The organism is Pseudomonas sp. 05N432 (genome assembly GCF_056396945.1).
This window is the reverse complement of sequence record NZ_JBFTMM010000022.1, coordinates 85,808-103,905: the sequence shown is the minus strand read 5'-3', so window position 1 is coordinate 103,905 and position 18,098 is coordinate 85,808. Positions and strand designations below refer to the sequence as shown.

Annotated in this window: 12 protein-coding genes; 7 read left to right on the top strand and 5 right to left on the bottom strand. The window is 59.9% G+C overall.

The window, feature by feature from the left end; genetic code table 11:
* The first annotated feature begins 146 nt into the window (after window positions 1–146).
* The 4 genes from xdhA (at window position 147) to guaD (ending at window position 6,318) form a co-directional block, all read left to right on the top strand.
* Window positions 147–1,616 (top strand): xanthine dehydrogenase small subunit, encoded by a 1,470-nt coding sequence (xdhA, locus tag AC1DHT_RS25090; RefSeq protein ID WP_427545950.1) that lies wholly within the window; start codon window positions 147–149, stop codon window positions 1,614–1,616.
* The gene (xdhB, locus tag AC1DHT_RS25085; RefSeq protein ID WP_477761502.1) at window positions 1,609–4,008 is read left to right on the top strand and encodes a xanthine dehydrogenase molybdopterin binding subunit; all 2,400 of its coding nucleotides are present in this window, start codon (window positions 1,609–1,611) and stop codon (window positions 4,006–4,008) included. Before xdhA ends, xdhB begins: the two co-directional genes overlap by 8 nt.
* Before the next feature lie 138 nt (window positions 4,009–4,146).
* Window positions 4,147–4,989 carry a xanthine dehydrogenase accessory protein XdhC gene (xdhC, locus tag AC1DHT_RS25080; RefSeq protein ID WP_427547009.1) on the top strand — a complete coding sequence of 281 codons (843 nt, stop codon included), beginning with the start codon at window positions 4,147–4,149 and terminating at the stop codon, window positions 4,987–4,989.
* A 24-nt stretch (window positions 4,990–5,013) separates the two neighbouring features.
* Window positions 5,014–6,318 carry a guanine deaminase gene (gene guaD, locus AC1DHT_RS25075; RefSeq protein ID WP_427547011.1) on the top strand — a complete coding sequence of 435 codons (1,305 nt, stop codon included), beginning with the start codon at window positions 5,014–5,016 and terminating at the stop codon, window positions 6,316–6,318.
* Between the two features lie 154 nt (window positions 6,319–6,472).
* Here the strand turns inward: guaD and AC1DHT_RS25070 are convergent, their stop codons facing one another.
* Window positions 6,473–7,237: a GntR family transcriptional regulator gene (locus AC1DHT_RS25070; RefSeq protein ID WP_103315365.1), complete on the bottom strand. Its 765-nt coding sequence runs from the start codon at window positions 7,235–7,237 to the stop codon at window positions 6,473–6,475.
* A 376-nt stretch (window positions 7,238–7,613) separates the two neighbouring features.
* Between AC1DHT_RS25070 and AC1DHT_RS25065 the strand changes: the two genes are divergently transcribed.
* Entirely contained in the window at window positions 7,614–8,804 is a 1,191-nt protein-coding gene (locus AC1DHT_RS25065) for a benzoate/H(+) symporter BenE family transporter (RefSeq protein WP_427528202.1), read from the top strand.
* Window positions 8,805–8,849: 45 nt separating this feature from the next.
* Here AC1DHT_RS25065 and AC1DHT_RS25060 read toward each other — a convergent pair whose 3' ends face one another.
* Entirely contained in the window at window positions 8,850–9,194 is a 345-nt protein-coding gene (locus AC1DHT_RS25060; protein WP_427547014.1) for a YggL family protein, read from the bottom strand.
* A 234-nt stretch (window positions 9,195–9,428) separates the two neighbouring features.
* Between AC1DHT_RS25060 and dacB the strand changes: the two genes are divergently transcribed.
* Window positions 9,429–10,889, top strand: a complete 1,461-nt coding sequence (gene dacB, locus AC1DHT_RS25055; RefSeq protein ID WP_427547017.1) for a D-alanyl-D-alanine carboxypeptidase/D-alanyl-D-alanine endopeptidase — start codon at window positions 9,429–9,431, stop codon at window positions 10,887–10,889.
* A gap of 149 nt (window positions 10,890–11,038) precedes the next feature.
* On the opposite strand, the gene AC1DHT_RS25050 is transcribed toward dacB, so the two are convergent.
* Together AC1DHT_RS25050 and rlmKL are read right to left on the bottom strand one after the other, a co-directional pair.
* Window positions 11,039–13,438 carry a sensor domain-containing diguanylate cyclase gene (locus tag AC1DHT_RS25050; protein WP_477761501.1) on the bottom strand — a complete coding sequence of 800 codons (2,400 nt, stop codon included), beginning with the start codon at window positions 13,436–13,438 and terminating at the stop codon, window positions 11,039–11,041.
* Window positions 13,439–13,575: 137 nt separating this feature from the next.
* On the bottom strand, window positions 13,576–15,846 hold the full coding sequence (gene rlmKL / locus AC1DHT_RS25045) for a bifunctional 23S rRNA (guanine(2069)-N(7))-methyltransferase RlmK/23S rRNA (guanine(2445)-N(2))-methyltransferase RlmL (protein ID WP_427547023.1): 2,271 nt from the start codon (window positions 15,844–15,846) through the stop codon (window positions 13,576–13,578).
* A 544-nt stretch (window positions 15,847–16,390) separates the two neighbouring features.
* On the opposite strand from rlmKL, the gene rmf reads away from it, so the two are divergent.
* Complete coding sequence (gene rmf / locus AC1DHT_RS25040; protein ID WP_003223300.1) at window positions 16,391–16,606, top strand: ribosome modulation factor; 216 nt, start codon at window positions 16,391–16,393, stop codon at window positions 16,604–16,606.
* A gap of 283 nt (window positions 16,607–16,889) precedes the next feature.
* Here rmf and AC1DHT_RS25035 read toward each other — a convergent pair whose 3' ends face one another.
* Window positions 16,890–17,909 carry a quinone-dependent dihydroorotate dehydrogenase gene (locus AC1DHT_RS25035; RefSeq protein WP_427547003.1) on the bottom strand — a complete coding sequence of 340 codons (1,020 nt, stop codon included), beginning with the start codon at window positions 17,907–17,909 and terminating at the stop codon, window positions 16,890–16,892.
* Window positions 17,910–18,098: the final 189 nt, after the last annotated feature.

The window sequence follows — 18,098 nt, the reverse complement described above, 5'->3', positions numbered from 1 at the left end:
GAGAGGGTCAATAATGAAATAAGCCGTTGTTGATCGGCAAAAGCGAATTTCCTGACCCTTAAGTCAGAAAATCATTGACCGAAAAGTCAGACCTGATAAATTCAGGTTCGTCGGTTAACAACAATAATGAGTCTGCGAGGCCTTCCGTGATCCAGTTTTTACTTAACCAGGAACTCCGTAGCGAGCACGCCCTGGACCCGAACCTGACCGTGCTCAACTATCTGCGCGAACATTTGGGCAAACCCGGTACCAAAGAAGGTTGCGCCAGCGGTGACTGTGGCGCGTGCACGGTGGTGGTCGGTGAATTGCAGACCGATGACAACGGCCGCGAACACATTCTCTATCGCAGCCTCAACTCGTGCCTGACGTTTGTGTCGTCGCTGCACGGTAAACAGCTGATCAGCGTTGAAGACCTCAAGCATCAGGGCCAATTGCATAGCGTGCAAAAAGCCATGGTCGAGTGCCACGGTTCGCAGTGCGGCTTCTGCACACCGGGCTTCGTCATGTCGCTGTTCGCCCTGCAGAAAAACAGCGATCACGCCGATTCCCATAAAGCCCATGAAGCCCTCGCCGGCAACCTCTGCCGCTGCACCGGCTACCGGCCGATCCTCGCCGCCGCCGAACAAGTGTGCAGCGCCAAAAAGCCTGACCAGTTCGATGCTCGCGAAGCCGAGACCATCGCTCGCCTGAAAGCCATTGCGCCGACCGACACCGGTGAACTGAACAGCGGCGACAAACGCTGCCTGGTGCCACTGACCGTCGCCGATCTGGCCGACCTCTACGACGCCTATCCGCAAGCCAGACTGTTGGCCGGCGGTACCGACCTGGCACTGGAAGTGACCCAATTCCACCGCACGCTGCCGGTGATGATCTACGTCGGCAACGTCGCAGAAATGAAGCGCATCGAGCGCTTTGACGACCGCCTGGAAATCGGTGCCGCCACCGCCCTCTCCGACTGCTACGACGCCCTCGAGACCGAGTACCCGGATTTCGGCGAATTGCTGCAACGCTTCGCCTCCCTGCAAATCCGCAATCAGGGCACCCTCGGCGGCAACATCGGTAACGCCTCGCCGATTGGTGACTCGCCTCCGCTGCTGATCGCACTGGGCGCACAGATTGTTTTGTGCAAAGGCGAAACCCGCCGCACGCTGGCACTGGAAGACTATTTCATCGATTACCGGGTCACTGCGCGCCAGGAAAGCGAGTTCATCGAAAAGATCATCGTGCCGCGTGCCAGCGCTGAACAACTGTTCCGCGCCTACAAGGTCTCCAAGCGTCTGGACGATGACATTTCCGCGGTCTGCGCGGCATTCAACCTGCGCATCGAAAACGGCGTGGTTGCCGACGCCCGCGTCGCGTTCGGCGGCATGGCTGCGACGCCGAAACGCGCGAAAAGCTGCGAAGCCGCGCTGCTCGGCGCGCAGTGGAGTTCACTTTCTCAAGGGCAGACAACGGTCGAACGTGCCTGCGCCGCCCTTGCGCAAGACTTCACACCGCTCACGGACTTCCGTGCGAGCAAGGAATACCGTCTGCTCAGCGCACAGAACCTGCTGCGTAAATACTTCATCGAACTGCAAACACCGCACATCGAGACTCGGGTGACCGCTTATGTCTAACCATCACAAAGTCGAGAAGACCCAAGCCGAACTGGCCGAACTGTTTGCCAAGGACCTGACTACCGGTGTCGGTCGCAGCGTCAAGCACGACAGCGCCGACAAACACGTGTCCGGTGAAGCGCAGTACATCGACGACCGACTTGAATTTCCGAATCAGCTGCACGTTTACGCACGGCTCTCGGACCGCGCCCACGCGAAAATAATCAGCATCGACACCCAGCCCTGCTACGCCTTCGAGGGCGTGCGCATCGCTATTACCCATAAAGATGTGCCGGGCCTGAAAGACATCGGCCCATTGTTGCCGGGCGATCCATTGCTGGCCATCGATGATGTGCAATTCGTCGGTCAAGTGGTGCTGGCGGTGGCCGCGAAGGACCTGGAAACCGCGCGCAAAGCGGCCATGGCCGCGATCATCGAATACGAAGATCTGGAGCCGGTACTCGACGTGGTCGAAGCCTTGCGCAAACGCCATTTCGTGCTGGACAGCCACACCCACAAGCGCGGCGATTCAACCACTGCACTCGCGACCGCAGAACATCGGATTCAAGGCACGCTGCATATCGGCGGCCAGGAACACTTCTATCTGGAAACCCAGATTTCTTCGGTGATGCCGACCGAAGACGGCGGCATGATCGTCTACTGCTCGACCCAGAACCCCACCGAAGTGCAGAAACTGGTGGCGGAAGTGCTCGACGTCTCGATGAACAAAATCGTCGTAGACATGCGCCGCATGGGCGGTGGTTTCGGCGGCAAGGAAACCCAGGCCGCCAGCCCCGCCTGTCTCTGCGCGGTAATCGCGCACCTGACCGGCCAGCCGACCAAAATGCGTCTGCCACGGGTCGAAGACATGCTGATGACCGGCAAGCGTCACCCGTTCTACATTGAATACGATGTCGGCTTCGACGACAGCGGACGCCTGCACGGCATCCAGCTGGAACTGGCCGGCAACTGCGGTTGTTCACCGGACCTGTCGGCGTCGATCGTCGACCGGGCGATGTTCCACTCGGACAACTCGTACTACCTGGGCGACGCGACCATCAACGGTCACCGCTGCAAGACCAACACCGCGTCGAACACCGCTTATCGCGGCTTTGGCGGCCCGCAAGGAATGGTCGCCATCGAAGAAGTGATGGACGCCATCGCCCGTCATCTGGGCCTCGACCCGCTGGCCGTGCGCAAGGCCAACTACTACGGCAAGACCGAGCGCAACGTCACCCATTACTACCAGACCGTCGAGCACAACATGCTCGAGGAAATCACCGCCGAGCTGGAAGAAAGCAGTCAGTACGCCGAACGCCGCGAAGCGATCCGCCGCTACAACGCCAACAGCCCGATCCTGAAAAAAGGCCTGGCGCTGACCCCGGTGAAATTCGGTATTTCCTTCACCGCCAGCTTCCTCAATCAGGCTGGTGCGCTGATTCACGTCTACACCGACGGCAGCATTCACCTGAACCACGGCGGCACCGAAATGGGCCAGGGCTTGAACGTCAAAGTCGCGCAAGTCGTGGCCGAAGTGTTCCAGGTTGAAATCGACCGCGTGCAGATCACCGCGACCAACACCGACAAARTGCCGAACACCTCGCCGACCGCCGCGTCCAGCGGTGCCGACCTGAACGGCAAGGCTGCGCAAAACGCCGCCGAAATCATCAAGCAACGCCTGGTGGAATTTGCCGCGCGCAAGTATGCGGTCAGCGAAGAAGACGTGGAGTTTCACAACGGCCACGTGCGGGTTCGCGATCAGATCCTGACCTTCGAAGAACTGATCCAGCAGGCGTATTTCGCCCAGGTATCGCTGTCCAGCACCGGCTTCTACAAGACTCCGAAAATCTACTACGACCGTAGCCAGGCACGCGGCCGGCCGTTCTACTACTACGCGTTTGGCGCCGCCTGCGCCGAGGTGATCGTCGACACCCTGACTGGCGAATACAAAATGCTCCGCACCGACATCCTGCATGACGTCGGCGCCTCGCTGAACCCGGCCATCGACATGGGCCAGGTCGAAGGTGGCTTCATCCAGGGCATGGGTTGGCTGACCATGGAGGAGCTCGTCTGGAATAACAAAGGCAAACTGATGACCAACGGCCCGGCCAGCTACAAGATCCCAGCAGTCGCCGACATGCCGCTGGATTTACGGGTCAAGCTGGTGGAAAACCGCAAGAACCCGGAAGACACGGTGTTCCATTCCAAGGCCGTGGGCGAACCGCCGTTCATGCTGGGCATTTCCGTCTGGTGCGCAATCAAGGATGCAGTGGCGAGCCTGGGCGATTACCGACATCAGCCAAAAATCGACGCACCGGCCACACCGGAGCGGGTGTTGTGGGGCTGTGAGCAGATGCGCCAGTTGAAGGCGGTGAAAGCCGTGGAAGCCGAGACCGAGCTGGCTTCGCTGTAAAGACCGCGTCGCGGCCAATCGCGAGCAGGCTCGCTCCCACAGGGTTATGTGCTGATTGTTGGACCTGTACAAATCCAATGTGGGAGCGAGCCTGCTCGCGATGAGGCCCGAACAGACAACAGAAATGTTGAGGTGAACATGTACAACTGGATCGACGCCCTCGCCGACCTGCAAAACCAGGGTGAACCCTGCGTGTTGGTGACCATCATCGAAGAGCTCGGCTCAACGCCGCGCAATGCCGGCTCGAAGATGGTCGTCAGCGCCACGCAGGCGTTCGACACCATCGGTGGCGGGCACCTGGAATACAAGGCCATGCAGGTCGCCCGGGAAATGCTTGCCAGCGGCAAACAGGACACCCACCTGGAGCGTTTCACCCTCGGCGCCAGCCTCGGTCAATGCTGCGGCGGCGTCACGGTGCTGCTGTTCGAGCCCATGGGCCAGGTACAGGCACAGATCGCTGTATTCGGTGCCGGCCACGTTGGTCGGGCGCTGGTGCCGTTGCTGGCCAGCCTGCCCTGCCGCGTGCGCTGGATCGATTCGCGGGAAGCCGAGTTCCCCGAACAGATCCCCCATGGCGTGCGTAAAATCGTTGCCGAAGAACCGGTGGACGAAATCGACGACCTGCCCGCTGGCAGTTACTGCATCGTCATGACCCACAATCACCAGCTCGACCTGGAACTCACTGCGGCAATCCTCAAGCGCAACGACTTCGCCTACTTCGGCCTGATCGGCTCGAAGACCAAACGGGTGAAATTCGAACACCGCCTGCGCGACCGCGGTTTCGACAACGCCGTGCTGCAACGCATGCGCTGCCCGATGGGCCTGGGCGAGGTCAAAGGCAAATTGCCGGTGGAAATCGCCATCTCCATCGCCGGCGAAATCATCGCCACCTATAACGCGAATTTTGGCCAGCACGGCGCGAAAGCCGAACCTATTGCCAAACTGCTGCCCGCCTCGCGCCGCAGCCACGCCTCGAACTAAAAAAGCCACGAACCGAGAACGACAATGCCTTTGACTCGCAAAGCCTACCGCGCCGCCATTCTGCACAGCATCGCCGACCCAGCCATGGTGGGTATCGAAGCCTCCTACGAGTATTTCGAAGATGGCTTGCTGGTGACTGAAAACGGCCAGATCAGCGCCGTCGGCCCTGCCTGCGAACTGCTCGCCAGCCTGCCCGCCGACATTCAAGTCAGCCATTACCAGGATGCGCTGATCACGCCGGGCTTCATCGATACGCACATCCACCTGCCGCAGACCGGCATGGTCGGCGCGTACGGCGAACAACTGCTGGACTGGCTCAACACCTACACCTTCCCGTGCGAAAGCCAATTCGCCGACAAGGCCCACGCTGAAGAAGTCGCCGGTATCTTCATCAAGGAACTGCTGCGCAACGGCACCACCACCGCACTGGTGTTCGGCAGTGTGCACCCGCAATCGGTGGACTCGTTCTTTGAAGCTGCCGAAAAGCTCGACCTGCGGATGATCGCCGGCAAGGTGATGATGGACCGCAACGCCCCGGACTATCTGACCGACACCACCGAATCCAGCTACGTCGACAGCAAGGCGCTGATCGAGCGCTGGCACGGCAAGGGTCGTTTGCACTACGCGGTAACGCCACGTTTTGCACCGACCAGCACCCCGGAACAACTGACCCTCGCCGGCCAGTTGCTCAGCGAATACCCCGACCTGTACATGCAGACCCACATCAGTGAAAACCTGCAGGAAGTTCAATGGGTCAAGGAACTGTTCCCCGATCGCAAGGGCTACCTGGACGTCTACGACCACTACAAACTGCTCGGCGAACGCTCGGTATTCGCGCACGGCGTGCACCTGTGCGATGACGAATGCGCGCGCCTGGCCGAAACCGGTTCGGCGATTGCCTTCTGCCCAACCTCGAACTTCTTTCTTGGCAGTGGATTGTTCAACCTGCCAATGGCCGAGAAGCACAACCTGAACGTGGGCCTGGGCACTGACATCGGTGGCGGCACCAGTTTCTCACTGCTGCAAACCCTGAACGAAGCCTACAAAGTCATGCAGCTGCAAGGCGCCCGCCTGAGCCCGTTCAAATCGCTGTACCTGGCAACCCTCGGCGGTGCCCGTGCACTGCGCCTGGAAGACAAGATCGGCACCCTGCAACCGGGCACCGACGCCGACTTCCTGGTGCTGGACTACAACGCCACGCCGCTGCTCAGCTATCGCCTGAAACAGGCCAAGAGCATCGCCGAGACGCTGTTTGTGTTGATGACATTGGGTGATGACCGGACGGTGTTGCAGACGTATGCGGCGGGCAACCTCGTTCACCAGCGTTAAGTCTTTCCAGACATAAAAAATCCCCCGCAGCCATTCGGTTGCGGGGGATTTTTTTATCGTCTGTCAGACCGCCATCGCGAGCAGGCTCGCTCCCACAGGGGAATGCGGTCAAATGTGGGAGCGAGCCTGCTCGCGATAGGCGCGCCGCGGTCTATCAAAGCTTGGCGGTTGGCCGCCCTGGCTTCTTGGTCTGCAACAGGTGCGAGAACACCGCGTGCAAATCATCCGAGGCGCTTTCTTCGTCGAGGTTGAGCTTGCTGTCGATGTGATCCATGTGATGCATCATCAGGTTCACCGCCAGGTCGGCATCGCGGGCCTCGATGGCGTCGATCAGCTGAGTGTGTTCATCGTAGGAACAGTGCGAGCGGTTACCGCTTTCATACTGGGCGATGATCAAGGAAGTCTGCGACACAAGGCTGCGCTGAAAGCTGATCAGCGGGGCGTTCTTCGCTGCCTCGGCCAGCTTCAGGTGGAACTCGCCAGACAGACGGATACCGGCACCGCGGTCGCCACGGGAAAAGCTGTCGCGCTCGTCGTTGACCATCTGCCGCAGCTCGGCAATCTGTTCGGCCGTTGCGTGTACGACTGCCAGCTCGGTGATCGCTTTCTCGACCAGACGCCGCGCCATGAATACCTGACGGGCTTCTTCGACACTCGGGCTGGCAACCACGGCACCCCGGTTGGGACGCAACAGCACCACGCCTTCATGGGCCAGACGCGACAACGCGCGGCGAATGATGGTGCGACTGACCCCGAAAATTTCTCCCAGCGCCTCTTCGCTCAACTTTGTACCGGGCGCCAGGCGCTGTTCGAGGATGGCCTCGAAGATATGCGCATAGACGATATCGTCCTGGGTTCCGCTGCGGCCGGCTTTGCCTGCTCGCGGTTGTTTCTTGAGGGGCTGCAACTGTTCGTTCATGGGCACTCGAGTCGGGAGAACTGCGGCGAATTGACTGTGACTGTAATACGTCACAGAGGGTCGCTGGCAAGTATTGCGTAAAAAACACAGCACATTGTACACAACCGCTGGTGGCAACACGACTGTACGGCCACATACGCCCCCGGCTGTATCGCAACGAGATGCCAGGTTTAAGTTTAGGCTTGAACACCTGGCCCATGGCGAGGGAGCTTGCTCCCGTTGGACTGCGCAGCAGCCCTGAAACCTGCCGACTCGTTTACTCAGATAACCTCGCTCACACATTACGACCGCTGCGCGGCCGAGCAGGAGCTAACTCCCTCGCCACACCGGTAGCAGCGGACTTTATTCGTATATCAAGAACAAGGAACACCGCGCCATGACCGACGCCACTCACGTGCAACTTCGCCCACTGGCCGACACTTCACCTTCGGCCATCGTCGCCGGGTTCATTGCCATGATGACCGGCTACACCAGTTCGCTGGTGCTGATGTTCCAGGCCGGCCAGGCGGCGGGCCTGACCAGCGGGCAGATTTCGTCGTGGATCTGGGCGATTTCGATTGGCATGGCGGTGTGCTCGATCGGTTTGTCCTTGCGTTATCGCACACCGATCACCATCGCCTGGTCGACGCCCGGTGCGGCACTGCTGATCACCAGCCTGTCGGGGGTGACTTACGGCGAGGCGATTGGCGCCTACATCACTTGCGCCGTGCTCGTCACTCTTTGCGGCATGACCGGCAGCTTCGAACGCCTGGTCAAACGCATTCCGGCATCCCTGGCGGCAGCGTTGCTGGCGGGGATTCTGTTCAAGATCGGCAGCGAAATTTTCGTCGCCGCCCAGCACCGCACCGGCCTGGTACTGGGGATGTTTTTCACCTACCTGGTGGTCAAGCGCCTGTCGCCGCGTTATGCGGTGCTGGCGGCGCTGCTGATCGGCACGGCACTGTCCGGCGTCATGGGCCTGCTGGATTTCAGCGGTTTTCATCTGGAAGTGGCCACGCCGGTCTGGACCACCCCGCACTTTTCCCTCGCGGCAACCATCAGCATCGGCATTCCATTGTTCGTGGTGGCCATGACCTCGCAGAACATGCCCGGCATCGCCGTGTTACGCGCAGATGGCTACAACGTGCCGGCCTCGCCGCTGATCACCACCACCGGCATCGCCTCACTGTTGCTGGCGCCATTTGGCTCCCACGGGATCAACCTGGCAGCGATCAGCGCCGCAATCTGCACCGGGCCGCATGCCCATGAAGATCGCAACAAGCGTTACACCGCGGCCGTCTGGTGCGGGATTTTCTACGGGATTGCCGGGGTCTTTGGCGCAACCCTCGCAGCGCTGTTCGCCGCCTTGCCGAAGGAGTTGGTGCTGTCGATTGCCGCGTTGGCGCTGTTCGGCTCGATCATCAACGGCCTGAGCATCGCCATGGCGCAAGTGAAGGAACGTGAAGCGGCATTGATCACCTTTATGGTCACTGCGTCGGGGTTGACGCTGTTTTCCATTGGTTCGGCATTTTGGGGGATTGTGGCGGGGGTGGTGACGCTGATGATTCTGAACTGGCGCAATGCCTGAAACGCAAAAAAAACGGCGACCTTCAGGTCGCCGTTTTTTTGAACATCAGGCTACCGGATTGATCGGCTTTTCCGGGTACCAAACGTCCAGCAACGGGCTGACTTCTACGCTGGTCAGCTCGGTGCGGGCTTTCAGCCAGGCTTCAACGGCGGCGCGTTGTTCAGCGCTGACCGAGCCACGTTTTTGCAGGCAAACCAGACCGAAGTCGTCGCCGCCAACGTAGCCGAGGCCGTTCGCTTCCATGGCTTCTTTCAGAAACGCGTCGAGGAAAGCGTCAACAGCCTCATCAGCCAGATCTTCTTTGAAATCCAGGTTCAGTTCGAAACCCAGCTCTTGAAATTCATCGACGCAAAGCTTTTTGCGCAGACGCTGGGAACGGTTAGTCGCCATTGGAACAATCCTCAAAAGTAATAACGGGCAGCACTTTAGCAGTTTAAGCCGTTGTTTGCCCGACTCTCTGGCCGCTTGTGCCTACCGCCGGTAAAAAAATAGCGGATTCGGCCCTCTGGATACGGCACAAGCCGCTACTCCTTGGGGCATAATGCCGACACTTTCGCGACCACCGAGGGAATTTATTCTCATGCCCTCATCTTTTTCCCCCTCGGCAGTAGGGTTTTATTTCAGATGATCAAATCTTTACGTCCATTGCTTCTCGCCAGCCTGCTTGTGCCGCTGGCCTTCCCTGTTTCCGCTGCCCCGACCAACACCAGCCTGCCACCCAGCGTTGAAAAAGCCCTCAAAGCCAGCAAGCTCCAGGACAGCGCCCTGTCGCTGGTGATGATTCCGCTCAACGGCCCAGGCACACCGACGGTCTTCAACGCTGACGTTTCGGTCAATCCGGCCTCGACCATGAAACTGGTCACCACCTACGCCGCGCTGGAAATGCTTGGCCCGAACCACCAGTGGAAAACCGAGTTCTACACCGACGGCACCCTCAATGGCGGCATCCTGCACGGCAACCTGTACCTCAAGGGTGGCGGCGATCCAAAGCTGAACATGGAAAAACTCTGGCTGCTGATGCGTGACCTGCGAGCCAATGGCGTGCAGCAAGTTACCGGTGACCTGGTGCTGGACCGCAGCTTCTTCGTCCAGCCGCAATTGCCGGAGTTCAATGACGACGGCAAAGACGAAAACAAGCCATTCCTGGTCAAACCCGACGCGCTGATGGTCAACCTCAAGGCCCTGCGCTTCGTCGCTCGCAACGATTCGGGCAAGGTGCTGGTGTCGGTCGAACCACCGATCGCCAGCATTCGCATCGACAACCAGGTCAAAGCCCTCAGCGGCAAACAGTGTTCCGGGGGCGTGCGCTACAACCCGGTGACCCAGGCCGACGGCAGCGTGTCCGTGACCGTTGCGGGCCAGTTGGCCGACGGTTGCAGCTCGCAGACTTACCTTTCGCTGCTCGATCATGCGACCTACACCGCTGGCGCTGTACGGGCGATCTGGCAGGAACTGGGTGGCAGCATCCAGGGCAAGGATCGTCTGGCCGCTGTACCAAAGGATGCCAAGGTACTGGCCCGGGCGTTCTCGCCGGACCTGGCGGAAATCATCCGCGATATCAACAAATACAGTAACAACACCATGGCTCAGCAGCTGTTCCTCAGCCTGGGCGCGAAATACCGCACCGACGCCGATGCTGACGATGCCAAAGCCGCACAACGCGTAGTGCGTCAGTGGCTGGCGAAGAAAGGCATCACCGCGCCGCATCTGGTGATGGAGAACGGCTCGGGCCTGTCGCGTGCCGAACGGGTCAGCGCCCGTGAAATGGCGAGCATGCTGCAGGCTGCCTGGAGAAGCCCGTACTCGGCCGAGTTCGTCAGTTCGCTGCCGATCAGCGGCATGGACGGCACCATGCGCAAACGCCTCAAGACCACCGCAATGCGGGGTGAAGCACACGTCAAGACCGGCACCCTGAACACTGTGCGCGCTATCGCCGGTTTCAGCCGCGACAACAACGGCAACACCTGGGCGGTGGTCGCGATCCTCAACGATCCGGCACCTTTTGGCGCGCATACGGTGCTCGATCAGGTGCTGCTGGACCTGTATCGCCAGCCGAAACTGGCAACGGCCGAGTCGGCGCTTTAAGCCGATCGATCAAACACCACAGATCCAATGTGGGAAGAGCCGGGCGACGTTCGTCTGCTCGCGATGAACGATGACACGGTCATTCTGATGCACCGCGTTGCCTGCATCGCGAGCAGGCTCGCTCCCACAAAAGCTTGTGTACAACGGGCTTACACCAGCTCCATCTCAACCCGATCCCGCCCGGCCTGTTTCGCCGCGTAAACCCCCGAGTCAGCGCGCAGCAGCAAGGCATCAGCCCCCTCCCCGGAACGCCAACTGGCGATACCAAAGCTGGCAGTCACCGTGCCCAGGTCGTCGATCGGCGTATTACGCAAGCTCTGCCATAACTCGACGGCCAACGCATGGGCATGCTGCCCGTTGGTGTCCGGACACAGCACCATGAACTCCTCGCCTCCCAGGCGACAGAACACATCGGTGCGCCGCAAACGGTGGCGGATGCGCTGACAAATCGCCTGCAACACCCGATCGCCGGCCGCGTGGCCGTACACATCATTGATGCGCTTGAAGTGATCGATATCCAGCATGATCACCGCCAAGTCTCCAACACCTCGCTCGACGCGGGCCATTTCCATGGTCAACCGCTCCTGGAAATAGCGTCGATTGTGAATGCCGGTCAGCGAGTCGGTCACCGACAAGGCGCGTAGCTCTTCCTCGACCCGTTTGAGGTCGGAAATATCCGAAATGTAGCCATGCCACAACACCCCGCCACCGGGCAGTTCTTCCGGCGTTGCCTCACCGCGTACCCAACGCAGGCCACGGACCGGCAACTGTACGCGGTACTCTTCGCGCCACGGGTTGAGCTTTAACGAAGAGATCCGGATCGAGGAACGCACCCGAGCGACATCCTGCGGATGGATCCGCTCGAAAATGGCCTCGGCGTTCTGTTGCAGCACGTCCGGATCGATCTCGTAAATGTCGCGGATGCCATCACTCGCGTAAATCACACTGAATCGCCCGTCAACCGCCATCTTGAACTGATAAATGCCGCCCGGCACATGAGCGCTGAGTTTCTTGAGCAGCAAATCGCGCGCCGCCAACGCTTCATGCACCCGCTTGCGCTCGGTAATGTCGATGCAGATCGCCAGATTCCCGACCCACAGCCCCTGCTCGTCGAGCACGGCAGTGGCGAGCATGTTCACCGTCAGATAGCTGCCGTCCTGGCGCACCAAGGTCCATTCACGCGCTTCATGCCCACCCGCTTCGCCACCTTCCATCAGCATCGCCTGACAGCTCGGCACCGGTTTGCAGTAACGCTGACTGAGTTCCACGGCTCGCGCTTCCAGCTCAGCGGGCAGATGCAGGCTTTCCAGGGTCGCCTGCCCCAACACATCGACACTGCGATAGCCGAGCATGTGCTCGGCACCGGCATTGAAGGTGGTGATCACACCACGCAGGTTGGTGGCGATCACCGCCACTTGGGTCGCCGCGTCCAGCACCCCGCGTAACTGACCATGAGCGCCGCTCAACTCCTGTTCTCGCAGGCGCAACTCGCGGGTGCGCTCTTCGACCAGCGCCAGCGCTCGTTGCCGTTGACTGACCAGAATGTAGAGCAAGGCACTGAGCAGCACGCTCAACAGCGCCCCCATCACGACCAGGYTGGCAACCGCCGAATGATTGGCATGTTCGAACACGGCGCTGGTGCGAATATCGAGATCGTAGACATGATCGCCCAATCGCAGCATCGAGCTGTAATGCAATGGCTGATTCGCCACCCGATTGGTAGATTCGTAGAGCGCTTGCGCCTGACCGTCCTGCGCCCGACCGCGAATCTGCACCACAAGGTTGTCCTGACCGGGCAACGGAAACCCATCGATGACCAACTGACGCATGCTGATCACTGCCAGCACGTAACCAAGGGGCACAGCGTCATGAGCTGACGCTGCGGCATCACGCAAAACCGGCTCGACCAGCAGCACGCCATGGGCATATTCAGGATCGACGCCAACCAGCAGCGTGGGCTCGGACACCGCCATCGCGTTGAGGTCGCGAGCCCTTTGCAGGGTGGCCCGACGTGTCGGTTCCGAGAGCAAATCAAAACCCAGCGGCGCACCTTTTGCACTTTGCGTCTGGCTATACAACACCGGCGCGTATTCATCACGCTCGGCGGCAGGTTGCAACGTGGCGGAAGGTGTCAGATCGCTGATGGAGAACCCTGCTTTACCTTGCTCGCGCACCCGTTGCTCGAACGCGGAACGTTCACTACGGGCAACCAGCGGCGCCCAGGCGTAGGCCTGAGTTCTGTGCAACAGTGCTTTGGTAAAGCCGTCGAACTCTTCACGGGAGACCGACTCGGAGTTGACGAAGAAACGCCGCAGGCTATCAAGACGCTGTTCCTGATCGCCGAAACGCTCGGTAATCCGGCCCTTGCGCTCATTGACCAGCATTTGAAAACGCCGCGCCATCTGCTGATGGTGCTCATTGAAGCTGGCCCAGGCGAGCAGCCCCGTCAGTACGCCGCCGGCCAGTAGCACCAGCAGCGCAATGAGCCAGGCCGAAACATCTTCACTGATCAGGCCCAGGATCTTGGGTCGTACGGCGTGCGACGGCATAAACAAAACTCAAAACGCCGGCGTGCTTTGACGTCACCTTGGCTTTGAGTGAAGTTATAGCTATCAGCCACTCGATTAGCCAGCGCAAAAAGGCCACAGAACCTCGAAAAATCAAGGTTCTGTGGATCCAATCAGCCTCAGCGCGCCATGATTTTCCAGGCGCGGTGGATCTTGCCGTTACGGGCAAAATCCGGGTCGATGGTTTGTGCGGTGATCTCCTCGACGGCATAACGCGCCGTGAGGTTTTCTTCGAGCTGGAACTTGCGGAAGTTATTGGAGAAATACAGCACGCCACCCGGCGCCAGACGGGCCATGGCCAGGTCCAGCAACTGCACGTGGTCACCCTGTACGTCGAAGATGCCTTCCATGCGCTTGGAGTTGGAGAAGGTCGGCGGATCGATAAAGATCATGTCGAACTCGTCACGGTTGGCTTCCAGCCAGGCCATCACATCGCCCTGCTCCAGGCGGTTCTTGTCGGAGAAACCGTTCAGCGACAGGTTGCGACGCGCCCAATCCAGATAGGTTTTCGACAGGTCGACGCTGGTGGTGCTGCGTGCACCGCCCTTGGCCGCGTGAACGCTGGCGGTTGCGGTGTAGCAATACAGGTTGAGGAAGCGCTTGCCCGCCGCCTCTTTCTGAATCCGCAGGCGCATTGGACGGTGGTCCAGGAACAGGCCGGTGTCGAGGTAGTCGGTCAGGTTGACCAGCAACTTCACACCGCCTTCGTTCACCTCGGTGAACTTGCCCTGTGCGCTCTGGCGCTCGTACTGCTTGGTGCCGCTCTGACGTTCGCGACGTTTGACGACCACGCGATTCTTGTCGATGTTCAAGGCCTGTGGAATGGCTGCCAGCGCATCGAACATCCGCGCCGAGGCTTTTTCCGGATCGATCGATTTCGGCGCCGCATATTCCTGAACGTGGACCCAGTCGTGATACAGGTCGATCGCCATGGAGTATTCCGGCATGTCGGCATCGTAAACACGGTAGCAGTCGATACCTTCACGCTTGACCCACTTGCCCAGCGCCTTGAGGTTTTTTTGCAGGCGGTTGGCAAACATCTGCCCGCCTTCGCTCAGACGTGGCTGCTCGACAACAGGAGCCGGCGCCGGTACAGGCTTGATCGGGTTGCCGTTCTTGTTGTACTGACGCTCTTGCGGCTCGGCCGGCGACTGATCGTAGGCCGCCTGCTCGCGTTCGGCCTGACGCTGTTCCGGGGTACGACGCTCACCCGTGACGAACTGGTCCGGCAGTACTTTGATCAGCAGCAATTTGCACGGCAAGGCGCCGTTCCAGAACGAATACTGTTTGTGGCTGCGAATACCCATGCGCTTGCCCAGGTCCGGTGCGCCGGTGAACACCGCCGCTTCCCAGTTCAGGCAGGCCTGACGCAGACGCTCACCGAGGTTCTGGTAGAGATAGAGCAAGCTCGCCTCATCACCCAGACGCTCGCCATACGGAGGGTTGCAGATCACCAGGCCTTTCTGGTTCTGGTCCGGACGCGGCTCGAAGGTTGCGACTTCACCCTGGTAGATCTTGATCCACTCACTCAGGCCTGCGCGCTCGACGTTATTGCGGCCGGGTTGAATCAGCCGTGGGTCGGCCTCGTAACCGCGAATCCACAGCGGTGGCTTGGCCAGGCCGGCAGCAGCGCGGACGACGGCTTCTTCGTGAAGTTTTTTCCACAGCGCCGGCACATGACCGAGCCAGGCGGTGAAGCCCCACTGCTCGCGACGCAGGTTCGGCGCCATGTCGGCGGCGATCATCGCGGCTTCGACGAGGAACGTACCGACACCGCACATCGGGTCAGCCAGGGCGCCGCCTTCAGCCGCAATGCGCGGCCAGCCGGAGCGGATCAGAATTGCGGCGGCGAGGTTTTCCTTCAGTGGCGCCGCACCTTGCTGCAGGCGATAGCCGCGCTGGTGCAGGCTGTGGCCGGAGAGATCGAGGGACAGAATCGCTTCGCCACGGTCCAGGCGCAGATGAATACGCAGGTCCGGGTTGAGCTTGTCGATGGACGGACGCTCGCCTGATGGGGTGCGCAGTTTGTCGACAATGGCGTCCTTCACTTTCAGGGCGCCGAAGTGCGTGTTGTCGATGCCCGAGCCGTGACCGCTGAATTCGACGGCCAGGGTGCCGTCATTGAGCATGTGGTCTTGCCACTCGATATCCAGCACGCCGTGGTACAGGTCTTCGGCATCCTTCATCGGGAAACGCTTGAGTACCAGCAGCACCCGGTTAGCCAGACGCGACCACAGGCACAGGCGATAAGCCGTTTCCATGTCGGCCATGCCGCGCACAGCCGACGTGTGCTCACGCGCTTCCTCAAGGCCAAGCCCGACGGCTTCCTCGATCAGCAAGCCTTCGAGGCCCTTGGGGCAAGTGAGGAAGAGTTCGTAACGATCCGACATGGGAGTTCCAGGGCCTTTAGCAATAAGTGAACGGACAACGCATTGACCGCTCGGTTTTCAATCAAGCGCTTTTCTTGAAGAGCGCTCGCGTGGCACGAAAGTGTGCCGCCCCACCCTGGCCACACAGCCAACCAACCGGTTGAATGAGCTTAGATGCCCGGGCAGATAAAAAATTCTGTGCAACAAAATGTCATAACTCGACCCTTCGTCGAATAGTACCCGAGTGCAATGGGTGGACATTTTTACTCAATCATTAGCCGCATCATCCAGTGAAAGGCCGATCATAGCGAGCTTTGGTCAATGAACACGGGAATTACATCGTGTTACTTATGGCCTTAGCATCATTATCGTTACGTCCTTATGACAAAACGATCATTCCCTCGATGTGACGCATTGGTTAGAACTCAACACAGGTTGACGTCGCAACGGCGTCAACACCTTGGCTCGTGACGCCGGCAGCGAGCCACCAACGGCAGAATTTTTCTGCCTGACCTCGATCGAGGTCGACGCGACAAATACAGTCAACAAGTGAGGGAAACACCCTATGAGAAGACTTAAGCGTGATCCGTTGGAAAGAGCATTTTTGCGCGGATATCAATATGGCGTTGGTGGAAAATCCCGTGAGCTTTGCCCCTTTACTCTACCGTCGGTACGCCAAGCCTGGATCAACGGCTGGCGAGAAGGACGCGGCGACAACTGGGACGGTATGACCGGCACTGCGGGAATCCATAGACTCAACGAACTTCACGCCGTCGGCTAAAACAGGGCACACACTCCGACACGAAAATCTGAATAGGTAACGACTTAACCACGCACGTCCTCTCCGGACGGCGGGCTTCGGCCCAAGGGCTCCTTCGAGGAGCCCTTTTTTATGCCAACTTCTCCACAATCCCTGTAGCAGCTGCCGAGCCTGCGAGGCTGCGTTCGGCTGCGAAGCAGTCGTAAACCCGGAATGCACCGCGCACCTGCAAGACCACGGTGTCTGATTTCACGACGGCTTCGCCGCCGAACGCAGCCTCGCAGGCTCGGCAGCTGCTACGAGGTCAACGCAGGGCTGCGATCGCGTCTACAGATTCGCGAATCAACGCCGGGCCCTTATAGATGAAGCCAGAGTAGAGCTGCACCAGACTGGCGCCCGCAGCGATTTTCTCAGCTGCATGCTTGCCTTCGGTAATGCCGCCCACCGCGATGATCGGCAAACGCCCGGCCAGCTCGGCCGCCAGGACCTTGACCGTGTGAGTACTCTTGTCGCGCACCGGTGCGCCGGACAAGCCACCCGCCTCGTCACCGTATTCCATGCCTTCGACGCCTACGCGGCTCAGGGTGGTGTTGGTCGCAATCACCGCGTCCATCCCGGTGTCGATCAGCGCTTGTGCCACCTGAACGGTTTCTTCGTCGGTCATGTCCGGTGCGATCTTGATCGCCAGCGGTACACGCTTGCCATGGCGTTGAGCCAGGTCTTCCTGGCGCTGACGCAAGGCTTCGAGCAGTTGCTTGAGCGAATCACCAAATTGCAGGCTGCGCAGGCCCGGAGTGTTCGGCGAGCTGACGTTGACCGTCACGTAACTGGCGTGGGCGTAGACCTTGTCCAGGCAGATCAGGTAGTCGTCGACCGCACGCTCAACCGGCGTGTCGAAGTTCTTGCCGATGTTGATCCCCAGCACGCCCTTGTATTTGGCCGCGGCCACACGCGCCAGCAGATGATCGACGCCGAGGTTGTTGAACCCCATGCGGTTGATGATCGCCTCGGCTTGCGGCAAGCGGAAAATCCGTGGCTTTGGATTGCCCGGTTGCGGACGCGGGGTAACAGTGCCGATTTCGACGAAGCCGAAACCCAATTGCGCAAACCCGTCGATGGCCGCCCCGTTCTTGTCCAGACCAGCCGCCAACCCCACCGGGTTTGGAAAGTCCAGGCCCATGACATTCACTGGCAACTGCGCTGGCGCCTTGCACAGCAAGCCATTGAGACCCAAACGCCCGCCTGCGCCGATCAGGTCCAGGGACAGATCGTGGGAGGTTTCCGGGGAGAGTTTGAACAGCAGTTGGCGGGCCAGGGTATACATGGGTGGGCTTGACTCGGTTGGCGGCGAAATAAGGCGGCGATTATAGCCGTGCATCGGGGTCGCAAGCGAGGTGCGCGATGAAATCAGACCTCAGTGGCATATGCCTTGCACTGGTACTGACATCGGCACCCATGCCAATGGCGGGATGCGTGCCAGGTAACGATTAAAAAGGACAACGGCGTCGTCACC

Excerpts from the sequence above, each read along its gene's own strand:
- xdhC (WP_427547009.1), top strand. The coding sequence starts at position 4,147 with ATGTACAACTGGATCGACGCCCTCGCCGACCTGCAAAACCAGGGTGAA.
- dacB (WP_427547017.1), top strand. The coding sequence starts at position 9,429 with ATGATCAAATCTTTACGTCCATTGCTTCTCGCCAGCCTGCTTGTGCCG.
- guaD (WP_427547011.1), top strand. The coding sequence starts at position 5,014 with ATGCCTTTGACTCGCAAAGCCTACCGCGCCGCCATTCTGCACAGCATC.
- rlmKL (WP_427547023.1), bottom strand. The coding sequence starts at position 15,846 with ATGTCGGATCGTTACGAACTCTTCCTCACTTGCCCCAAGGGCCTCGAA.
- AC1DHT_RS25060 (WP_427547014.1), bottom strand. The coding sequence starts at position 9,194 with ATGGCGACTAACCGTTCCCAGCGTCTGCGCAAAAAGCTTTGCGTCGAT.
- AC1DHT_RS25070 (WP_103315365.1), bottom strand. The coding sequence starts at position 7,237 with ATGAACGAACAGTTGCAGCCCCTCAAGAAACAACCGCGAGCAGGCAAA.
- AC1DHT_RS25065 (WP_427528202.1), top strand. The coding sequence starts at position 7,614 with ATGACCGACGCCACTCACGTGCAACTTCGCCCACTGGCCGACACTTCA.
- rmf (WP_003223300.1), top strand. The coding sequence starts at position 16,391 with ATGAGAAGACTTAAGCGTGATCCGTTGGAAAGAGCATTTTTGCGCGGA.
- AC1DHT_RS25035 (WP_427547003.1), bottom strand. The coding sequence starts at position 17,909 with ATGTATACCCTGGCCCGCCAACTGCTGTTCAAACTCTCCCCGGAAACC.